Consider the following 9,007-nt stretch of genomic DNA (forward strand, 5'->3'; position numbering starts at 1 on the left):
CTCAGTTAGCCAGGGACTTGAGCTAATGTGCCAATATTCTCTAAAGCTAACCCCGGACAAGTCCGTTTGACTAGGCCAGTCAACACATTACCCGGGCCAAGTTCAATCACTTTTTCAATCCCTTCTTCCACGAGCTTTAAGCATGTTTCTCGCCACCGCACTGAACCGGTCATTTGCTCAAGTAAACGAGTTTTGAGAGTATTGGCATCAGTAGTGGGGGAAGGATCGACATTGGACAGAACGGGAACTTTCGCTGTCGCAAAGGATATGGTTTCCAGAAATGCTCTAAATTTTGGTGCAGCCGCATCCATAAAGGGGGAATGGAATGCACCAGAAACGGGTAAGGGAATGGCTTTTCTGAGCTTAATTTGAGCAATAACCCGATCGACTGCTTCCGGTTTCCCAGAAATCACCACTTGTTTAGCACTATTGTCATTGGCTAAGACCACATCTGGCGTTTTTTCTAGCACCTCCTGGAGTTGATTGAAGTCAAATCCAATCAAGGCAGCCATTTTACCCCCTGAAGCATTCTCCATCAGTTCCGCCCGGTGCTTAACCAATTGCAGTCCCGTGACGAAATCAAAGACTCCAGCGGCATAAAGGGCAACATATTCACCCAAACTATGGCCAGCAACCAGATGGGGGGAGTGTCCTTTTTCTTGTAGGAGGTCAATCAGAATGGACTCAATTACATACAGACAAGGTTGAGTATAAAGGGTACGAGATAAGGTTTCTGCTTGACTTTGACAGAGGTCTAAAACTGACCATCCTAAAATTTGTTCGGCTTGAACAAAACGATCTTGTGCAATTTTGGTATCTTTAAGGTCGGTCCCCATACCTGTTTTTTGCGATCCTTGTCCGGGAAATAACCAAGCTGTTTTTGTCATAGATTAGTCGTTAGTAATGGATAAAGAGTAATAGGGAATAGGTCATGAGTCATCTCCGTGTCTCTGCGTTCACGGGTCTCCATTGCCTTATTCCCTATTGATTAATGTCCCCAGCGAAAGATTGCCGATCCCCAGGTTAGTCCTGCACCAAATCCAGAAGCGGCAATCAAATCACCGGGTTTAATTCTCCCAGCGCGAACGGCTTCATCAAGTACCAGGGGAATGGAGGCAGCGGAGGTATTGCCGTAGTTGGCTAAATTACTCAGGACTTTGCGATCGGAAATATTGAGCCGTTTAGCCACAGCGTCAAGAATACGTTGATTGGCTTGATGGAGGATCAACCAATCGACTTCATCACTGCTGATTTGGGCATGAAAGAGTGCTTTTTCAATCACTTCAGGGACTCGTTGTACAGCAAATCGATAGACTTCTTTGCCGTTCATGCTGATAAATTGATAGGTTCCTTGACCGACGGTGAGATTAGGCAGGATTTCCTCATATTTGGGTTGGTAAGCCAGTTGCAGACAGTTATTTTGGCTGCCATCACTTTTGAGTTCAAATCCGAGAAGCCGATCTTCTGGATTGGCTTCCATGACAACAGCTCCTGCACCATCACCAAATAAAACGCAAGTGGTGCGATCGCTCCAATTGACCCATCGAGAGAGCAGATCTGCCCCAATGACCAACACTTTCTGGTAAGCTCCCGTGCGGATATATTGCCCCGCTGTCACCAATGCAAAGAGGAACCCAGAGCAAGCAGCGGTTAAGTCAAAAGCGACTGCTTGATGGGCCCCTAATGCGGCTTGGATTTGACTGGCATTGCCAAATAAATCATCGGGGGTTGAAGTAGCTAGAACAATCAAATCGAGATCGGCAGGGGAAAGTCCTGCTTGCTCTAAGGCTTGAAGTCCTGCTTGGGTGGCGATCGCCGTTAACGACTCCCCCTCTCCAGCCACACGACGATTTTTAATTCCCGTCCGAGTAGTAATCCACTCATCTGAAGTTTCGACTCTCTGTGATAGTCCCTGATTCGTCAGTTTCGCTCCAGGGGTAGCCGAACCACTACCGGTTATTGCAATGCCCATAGGTTTCATATATTTTGTTTATTTTCTCAAGGAAACAATCCTGGCTTGTATAGCAACTACCCAGGTAGTTAGCACAGACTTACGGTCACCCAACGTAGGTTTATTGCCTATTGCTCGAGGGCGAGGCGCTATATATCCAAGTTATCCCTCACTCTCCTGGTTTGTTGAAACTGTGCCTAAGTTGGCTACCGTTTTTTGGTATTGTCCTCGGAGTCGGTCTAAGACGCGATTATCTACCGCTTCTTTACCTAAACGCACTGCATTAAAAATGGTTGGGGCTTGGGCAGAGCCATGGCTAATGATACACACTCCTGCGACTCCCAACAGTAATGCCCCTCCATGTTCGGCATGATCTAAGCGTTGCTTGATCCGTCTGAGATTGGGTTTGAGGATCGCTGTACCGATTTGGCCGTGAAGACCTTGGGGCAACTCTTCTCGCACAATCTGTAACATGACGCTCCCGACTGCTTCCGCAAATTTGAGCAACACATTACCAGCAAAGCCATCACAAACAATCACATCATACTGACCCGATAGGACATCGCGACCTTCTGCATTGCCAATGAACGGAATCAGAGGATTTTCATCTAATAACTGGTGAGTACGAATGGCCAAGTCATTTCCTTTGCAGGATTCTTCACCAATGTTTAATAGTCCTACTTTGGGCTGGTCAATTCCCAGAACGTACTGACTATAAACCGTACCCATGAGGGCAAATTGTTCTAAAAATTGGGGGCGACAATCGACATTTGCCCCAACATCTAAAATCAGAACGGATTTATCAGCCATCAGGGTTGGAAACATTGCCCCGATCGCCGGACGATCAATTCCGGGTAGGCGACCTAACCGCAGCAGGGCTGCTGCCATGGCTGCTCCAGAATGACCAGCCGATACCACTGCATCCGCTCTATTTTCTTTTACTAAATTCATCGCCACGCTGATGGAGGCATTTTTCTTGCGTCTGAGAGCAACCAACGGTTCCTCATTCATGGAAATCACGCCTTCGGAAGGTACAATTTCCAGTTGGTGTGATTGGGTGTGCTTGCCGATTGATTCTTCAATCCGATCGGGATCGCCCACCAACAGGATATGGACATCGAGTTCCTCTTTTGCCCTTAGCGCTCCTGTGACAATTTCATCGGGGGCGTAATCCCCACCCATTGCGTCTATTGCGATTCTTGCCGGAGTTGATCCCATTGCTCGCCAGTGATAAAAGCCTTACAAATTCTACCAAATCGTTTCACCCCAGAGATCGCCTTCTGAAAGCGATCGCTTAATTTTCTGGGGCTATTCCTCTGCTCCTGCCTCCAGAATACGTTGGAATAAATACCCTGTCCCCCTAGCCGTGAGGATTAATTCGGGGTTACTGGGGTCTTCTTCTAACTTGGCTCGCAGTCGCGAGATATGAACATCGACTACGCGAGTGTCCACATGGCGTTCTGGGGTATATCCCCATACTTCCTGTAGAATCTCGGAGCGGGAGAAGGGTTCTCCCGAACGACTCACCAAGAGTTCTAGAAGGCTAAATTCCATTCCGGTGAGGCGAATGCGTTCATCTCCTTTATAAACTTGTCGTTTATTGGTATCGATGCGGATATTGCTCACCTGAATCACGCCGGAGCTAGGAATGCCAGAGGTGCTGGTTTTATCTACCCGACGGAGAACTGAACGAATGCGAGCTTCGAGTTCTTTGGGGGAAAAGGGTTTAACCACATAATCATCGGCTCCCAATTCTAGCCCCGTAATGCGATCGGCCACATCTCCGAGGGCGGTTAACATGATGATCGGCACATCCGATTCTTTACGGAGTTCTTGGCAGACTCCATAACCATCGAGTTTGGGCATCATCACATCTAAAACCACCAAATCCGGTAGGATATGGCGGAAGGTTTCTAAGGCTTCTTCGCCATCACCAGCCGTGACGACATCGTACCCGATCATCGATAGTCGGGTTTCTAAGATGCGTCGGATACTGGCTTCGTCATCAACAACCAGAATTTTTTCTTTGTCCAAGTGCCGTAACTCTCCTTGACCTCTGAATTCTGCTGCAAAAGTTTTATCTTAACTTGTCTTAACACTACGATATTATGTCGTTGGGCTTTTGAGCAATAAGGAACAGGGAATAGATATGGGGTAACCAGTTAAGCAAACGAGAGAGTGACTGACTCAATTCCTGCATTTTCACTTCGGCAAATTGTCGGAGCGATCGCACTTCTTCCGTAGCTTTTGTAAAAGTCAATCAAACTCGTGTTATGGATTTGGTGGTATTTTGCTCCCTGAAAGATTGTGAATGACACATATTCTTGGGTAGACGCGATGGATAGATAAAAGAAGGAGAACTGAGTTCTCCTTCGAGAGGATAGCGGCAGGATTGAGTTCTTTACTCTCTCCTATAGGGTTCTCAGTTTTTGGAAGCGGTTTTTATGCAAAATCCCGAAAACTGTAATATCTCTTCACACAGTGGAGATTGGAGTGGGCATTTTGGCGATCGCCTCAGAGTAAGTCCCGACACCAACAGCAATGGGAATTTCAGGTATGATCTAAAGTCTTGATGAACTAGAATGTAGATATGCTCAAGAATGATAAGTGGATAGCAGAACAAGCCCAGAAGGGAATGATTGACCCGTTTGAGCCTTCATTAATTCGGACCATTGAAGGCGATCCGGGATTGGTCAGAAAAGTATTAAGTTATGGAGCTTCTTCCTATGGCTATGATATCCGAGTGCGACTCGTTCCTGTCAAATGAGCAACAATGCTCAAGGAAACAGGGCACGGTGTGAATAAATGTTAAAGGTTTAACCCATCTTTGCATCGTAATCACACAGTGATAACTTAATATCCATAGAGGTGAGTCTATACAATGACAACTCCTCTCGCCAAGGTACAGGGTTGAAAACACTTCCCCAGCTAAGGCGACTGGTCATCAACTCGGTTGAAGCGGGAAGGAATGTTGGTAACCTCAAACCCGATGAGGAACCCCAGCTAGTAGGTTAGCCATGAGTAGGAAACGAACTTCTGTTTAACCCATCGTCACGTATGAAGTAGCCAAACGGGTTGATAGGCTGCAAGACAAAAGTCAACAGAGTTAAGGTGGCATCGTGTCTGATGATACCAATAAGGATGAAAAGGTTCGGAACTTTTCATTTTGTACCCAAAAGAACTCTCGGTGGAAAGGAAGACTCTAAAGCTAACGAAAAATGGATATTAGGAACGAGGTAATCACTTATGTTTCTCTCATCTAAAGGTCGATTGATGAGTAGTAACCAGCGCAAGGACATAAGTGACAGGATTGAGTCAAAAGCGAATGCCTCTCTGTAATGGAGATGGATAGGCTGACAGACTCACGAAAACTTGGAAGATAAAGTGTCGAGTAACAGTGTATATGTTATGAACCCAGTTAATCTGAGGTATAAATGGAACGCCATCCCCTGGAGAAAAATCGAGAGGAATGTGTTCAAGCTGCAAAAGAGAATTTATCAAGCTAAAAGTAGTGGAAACGTCAGATTAGTTCGCAGGCTCCAGAAACTACTCAGTAAGTCCTGGTCAGCTAAATTGTTGGCAACGAGGAAGATTACCCAAGATAACCGAGGTAAGCAAACAGCAGGAATTGACGGAATTAAATCAGTTAGCTCCCGCAAAAGACTCGAATTTGCCAACAATATTAAGCTAGATGGAAAGGCTAAACCGGCAAGAAGAATAGAAATTCCTCAACCAGGTAAAACAGAGAAAAGATCATTGGGTATTCTGACTGTTGAAGATAGGATAAAGCAAACCCTAGTCAAATTCGCTCTAGAACCAGAATGGGAAGCTGTCTTTGAACCGAATAGCTTTGGATTCAGACCAGGTAGAGGATGCCATGATGCTATTGAGGCAATATTCAACTCAATTAGGTACAAGCCTAAATATGTATTGGATGCGGATATAGCAAAAGGTTTTGACAAAATAGACTATAAAAAACTGCTAGAAAAGATAAATACTTATCCTTCCTTAAGAAGGCAGATAAAGTCTTGGCTTAAAGCAGGATTTATGTCCAATAAAGAATGGTTCCCTACGGATAAAGAGACTCCCCAACGTGGAGTAATTTCTCCTCTCCTAGCAAATATCGCCTTGCATGGGATGGAAAACAGGATTAAGGAATTTGCAACAACCTTAAAGGAGCCTAAATCCTTGAATCTAAAAGAACTCCAATTAATCAGATATGCAGATGATTTTGTCGTTATACATAAGGATCTAGAAATAATCCAGAAATGTCAGACAATCATCTCCGAATGGTTAAAGGATATTGGACTAGAACTCAAGTCTGAAAAAACGAGTATTACTCATACTTATGAAGAATACGAAGGTAAAGTGGGATTTGATTTCTTAGGATTTAATGTCAGACAATACAAACATGGCATACATACAAGTGGGAAAAATTCCCAGGGTATACCAAAGGGGTTTAAGACCATTGTAAAACCCTCTAAAGAAAGCATCAAAAAGGTATACAGAACCTTAGCAAAGGAAATCGAGAAACATAAAGCCGTCAAACAAGAGATTCTAATAAAAAAAATCAATCCAATAATAAGGAGATGGTGTGATTACTACTCGACAACCTGCGCCAATGATGCTTTCTCATTAATACAATACTTACTGTTCTGGAAGCTAAAAAGATGGGGACTCCATAGACATCCCAATAAAACCTCACAATGGGTCAATAATAAATATTGGTTCCAAAGAGGAGATAATAAATGGGTGTTTGAGGTCAAAGACATCTGTGAATTAATCGACCCTAGATACACAAAAATAAAACGGCATACAAAGGTTAGGGGAAACACCTCCCCTTTTGGAGAAGACACTTACTGGGCATCCAGATTAGGTAGATATCCCCAAATGCCAAAAAGAGCCTCTAAACTCTTTAAAAAGCAAAGAGGAAAATGTAATATCTGCGGGTTAACATTCAAAGATAGTGACGTAATGGAAGTTGACCATATCATTCCAAAATCTAAAGGAGGAATGAATGATTACAAAAACCTCCAATTAATACACGATCGCTGTTATGACGTTGAATCATCCCTAGACTTTAGTGCTAATGACAAGAGCCAAGTTTTTGAGGAGCCGGATGAGGTGAAAGTCTCATGTCCGGTTTTGAAGACGAGTCAGAAGGGTGACCTTCTGGCTTAGTTTAACTTAAGTCCCAAAGAATTCCTCATCTTTAAGCACATTCCCGGCACAGTCGTCGATCCGAAAAATTTTAATCCCGAAAACCTTGAATCGGTTCCCCTGCACCACGATGAACAGGGCGACTTTTTCATTATTCCTGCCCATAGCTATGGCTTAGGTGTTGCCCTAGAGCGTCTAGAGATTCCACCCAATATCACCGTTATTTGTGTGGGTAAATCCACGTATGCTAGATGCTCAATTATCCTGAATACCACCCCCGCAGAAGCCTGCTGGCGAGGTCATCTGACCTTAGAATTGTCTAATTCTTCCAGTGCCGACTGTCGGGTTTATGCCAATGAAGGGATTGCCCAATTGTTGTTTTTTGAAGGAGAACCCTGTAACGTCACTTATGAAGACCGATTGGGTAAGTATCAAGATCAAACCCATCAAGTGGTTTTACCGAAAGTGTAAATGATCTGATGTCAGGAGAATTTACTACCATAAATCTTTGCGAATTTATTCGTTCGGCAAGGGACTATGGTATTCACTTCTCCTCTTAAGGAACCATAACTGTTCTTTGGATCTGCGATCGCGCTATAAAATCTCTCCCGATTTTAATCTTGACTCTCTCAAGGACATCGATAGTGGCACAATGGAGGATAAACAATGATTGCTATACAAACTGAGGTCTTATGACGATTCTTCCTCAACTGCAACCTGCTTTAGCCCAAGGACGGGCACTGAAAGTGATTAGTGGGTTAATGAATTTTGATGCCGATCGCACAGCTATGGTGGTTAAGGCTGCCGATCGCGGAGGGGCGACATTTGTGGATATTGCAGCCGATCCGGATTTGGTGCGTCTTTGTCGTACTTTGACGGGTCTACCCCTGTGTGTTTCTGCCGTGGAGCCACAGAAATTTGTGGCGGCAGTGAACGCGGGAGCGGATTTGATTGAGATTGGAAATTTTGATGCGTTCTATGCCCAAGGACGGCGATTTGAGGCGGATGAGGTGTTGGCACTGACTCAGGAGGTGCGATCGCTGCTTCCGGATATTATGCTTTCGGTGACGGTTCCCCATATTTTACCGTTGGATGAACAGGTACAGTTAGCTGGAGCGCTGGTTACTGAAGGGGCAGATGTAATTCAAACGGAAGGCGGAACCAGCAGTCAACCCACCCATTCTGGCACATTGGGATTAATTGAAAAAGCGGCTCCTACTTTGGCGGCTGCTTATGAAATTTCCCGTGGGGTTGAGGTTCCGGTCTTATGTGCTTCTGGCTTATCTAATGTTACCGCACCAATGGCGATCGCCTCTGGCGCTCAAGGCATTGGAGTGGGTTCGGCAATCAACCGGTTAGATAATGAAGTAGCTATGGTAGCTGTGGTACGTTCTCTGGTAGAAGCATTGAATTCGGCGATCGTTGTGCGCTCCTAATTCACTCTGGATAAAGCCTTGAGAGGCAAGGGGCTGACTAATTGCTCTCAGCCCCTTGTTAAGGGCAAATGCATAGAGAAAGGGGTTTAGGCGATCGCGAATTCCGAAAACTTCCCAGTTTTTGGAGAATGAAATGCCAGTACAATATCTTCTTTTGGTTTACCTCTAGTGACTATAGGGTTGAGCAATTTTCAAGTTAGGAATCACTCGATAGTGTTTAATATTGAAAGTACATATAGCGCTTTGCGCTAGGGAATAGGGAATAGGGAATAGGGAATAGGCTTTTGGTACATCGCTTTGAGGATTGAACACTGTCCCTCATAACAGCACTTTGTGCTGTATCCCTCTTTTGTCACTCTGCCGAATCAAGATAGGAATTAAGATAAGGGATTTAGGCTGAAGAAAAAAAGTATTGAAATTGATTGACACGGTGTAGCAATGGGCGAAGTGATGAGAGTAA

General features: G+C 44.7%; 9 protein-coding genes and 1 pseudogene. 4 read left to right on the forward strand and 6 right to left on the reverse strand.

Going from position 1 to position 9,007, the window contains the following annotated elements:
* Positions 1-5: 5 nt before the first annotated feature.
* The 5 genes from fabD to J7545_RS09190 all read right to left on the reverse strand — a co-directional run bounded on the left by fabD (position 6) and on the right by J7545_RS09190 (position 4,211).
* Positions 6-887, reverse strand: coding sequence for an ACP S-malonyltransferase (fabD, locus tag J7545_RS09170; RefSeq protein ID WP_318700213.1), 882 nt, complete (start codon positions 885-887; stop codon positions 6-8).
* A gap of 101 nt (positions 888-988) precedes the next feature.
* Positions 989-1,981, reverse strand: a complete 993-nt coding sequence (locus J7545_RS09175) for a beta-ketoacyl-ACP synthase III (protein WP_413038585.1) — start codon at positions 1,979-1,981, stop codon at positions 989-991.
* Between the two features lie 132 nt (positions 1,982-2,113).
* The gene (gene plsX / locus J7545_RS09180) at positions 2,114-3,169 is read right to left on the reverse strand and encodes a phosphate acyltransferase PlsX (protein ID WP_318700211.1); all 1,056 of its coding nucleotides are present in this window, start codon (positions 3,167-3,169) and stop codon (positions 2,114-2,116) included.
* Positions 3,170-3,259: 90 nt separating this feature from the next.
* Complete coding sequence (gene rpaB, locus J7545_RS09185) at positions 3,260-3,985, reverse strand: response regulator transcription factor RpaB (RefSeq protein ID WP_271937641.1); 726 nt, start codon at positions 3,983-3,985, stop codon at positions 3,260-3,262.
* A gap of 64 nt (positions 3,986-4,049) precedes the next feature.
* Complete coding sequence (locus J7545_RS09190; RefSeq protein WP_318700210.1) at positions 4,050-4,211, reverse strand: hypothetical protein; 162 nt, start codon at positions 4,209-4,211, stop codon at positions 4,050-4,052.
* 330 nt (positions 4,212-4,541) lie between these two features.
* Here J7545_RS09190 and J7545_RS09195 point away from each other — a divergent pair, with 330 nt between their 5' ends.
* The 4 genes and pseudogenes from J7545_RS09195 (at position 4,542) to J7545_RS09210 (ending at position 8,547) form a co-directional block, all read left to right on the forward strand.
* The gene (locus tag J7545_RS09195) at positions 4,542-4,718 is read left to right on the forward strand and encodes a hypothetical protein (protein WP_318700209.1); all 177 of its coding nucleotides are present in this window, start codon (positions 4,542-4,544) and stop codon (positions 4,716-4,718) included.
* 641 nt (positions 4,719-5,359) lie between these two features.
* Entirely contained in the window at positions 5,360-7,132 is a 1,773-nt protein-coding gene (locus J7545_RS09200) for a group II intron reverse transcriptase/maturase (protein WP_318700208.1), read from the forward strand.
* Between the two features lie 6 nt (positions 7,133-7,138).
* A pseudogene (gene dcd, locus J7545_RS09205) lies at positions 7,139-7,582 on the forward strand (dCTP deaminase); the annotation flags it as partial.
* A 221-nt stretch (positions 7,583-7,803) separates the two neighbouring features.
* Complete coding sequence (locus tag J7545_RS09210; protein WP_318719485.1) at positions 7,804-8,547, forward strand: DUF561 domain-containing protein; 744 nt, start codon at positions 7,804-7,806, stop codon at positions 8,545-8,547.
* Between the two features lie 86 nt (positions 8,548-8,633).
* On the opposite strand, the gene J7545_RS23990 is transcribed toward J7545_RS09210, so the two are convergent.
* Positions 8,634-8,735: an element excision factor XisI family protein gene (locus J7545_RS23990; protein WP_413039287.1), complete on the reverse strand. Its 102-nt coding sequence runs from the start codon at positions 8,733-8,735 to the stop codon at positions 8,634-8,636.
* Positions 8,736-9,007 lie beyond the last annotated feature (272 nt).

The organism is Roseofilum sp. SBFL, assembly GCF_017746885.1.
Lineage (GTDB): Bacteria > Cyanobacteriota > Cyanobacteriia > Cyanobacteriales > Desertifilaceae > Roseofilum.

Excerpts from the sequence above, each read along its gene's own strand:
- J7545_RS09195 (WP_318700209.1), top strand. The coding sequence starts at position 4,542 with ATGCTCAAGAATGATAAGTGGATAGCAGAACAAGCCCAGAAGGGAATG.
- plsX (WP_318700211.1), bottom strand. The coding sequence starts at position 3,169 with ATGGGATCAACTCCGGCAAGAATCGCAATAGACGCAATGGGTGGGGAT.
- J7545_RS09200 (WP_318700208.1), top strand. The coding sequence starts at position 5,360 with ATGAACCCAGTTAATCTGAGGTATAAATGGAACGCCATCCCCTGGAGA.
- J7545_RS09210 (WP_318719485.1), top strand. The coding sequence starts at position 7,804 with ATGACGATTCTTCCTCAACTGCAACCTGCTTTAGCCCAAGGACGGGCA.
- fabD (WP_318700213.1), bottom strand. The coding sequence starts at position 887 with ATGACAAAAACAGCTTGGTTATTTCCCGGACAAGGATCGCAAAAAACA.
- J7545_RS09175 (WP_413038585.1), bottom strand. The coding sequence starts at position 1,981 with ATGAAACCTATGGGCATTGCAATAACCGGTAGTGGTTCGGCTACCCCT.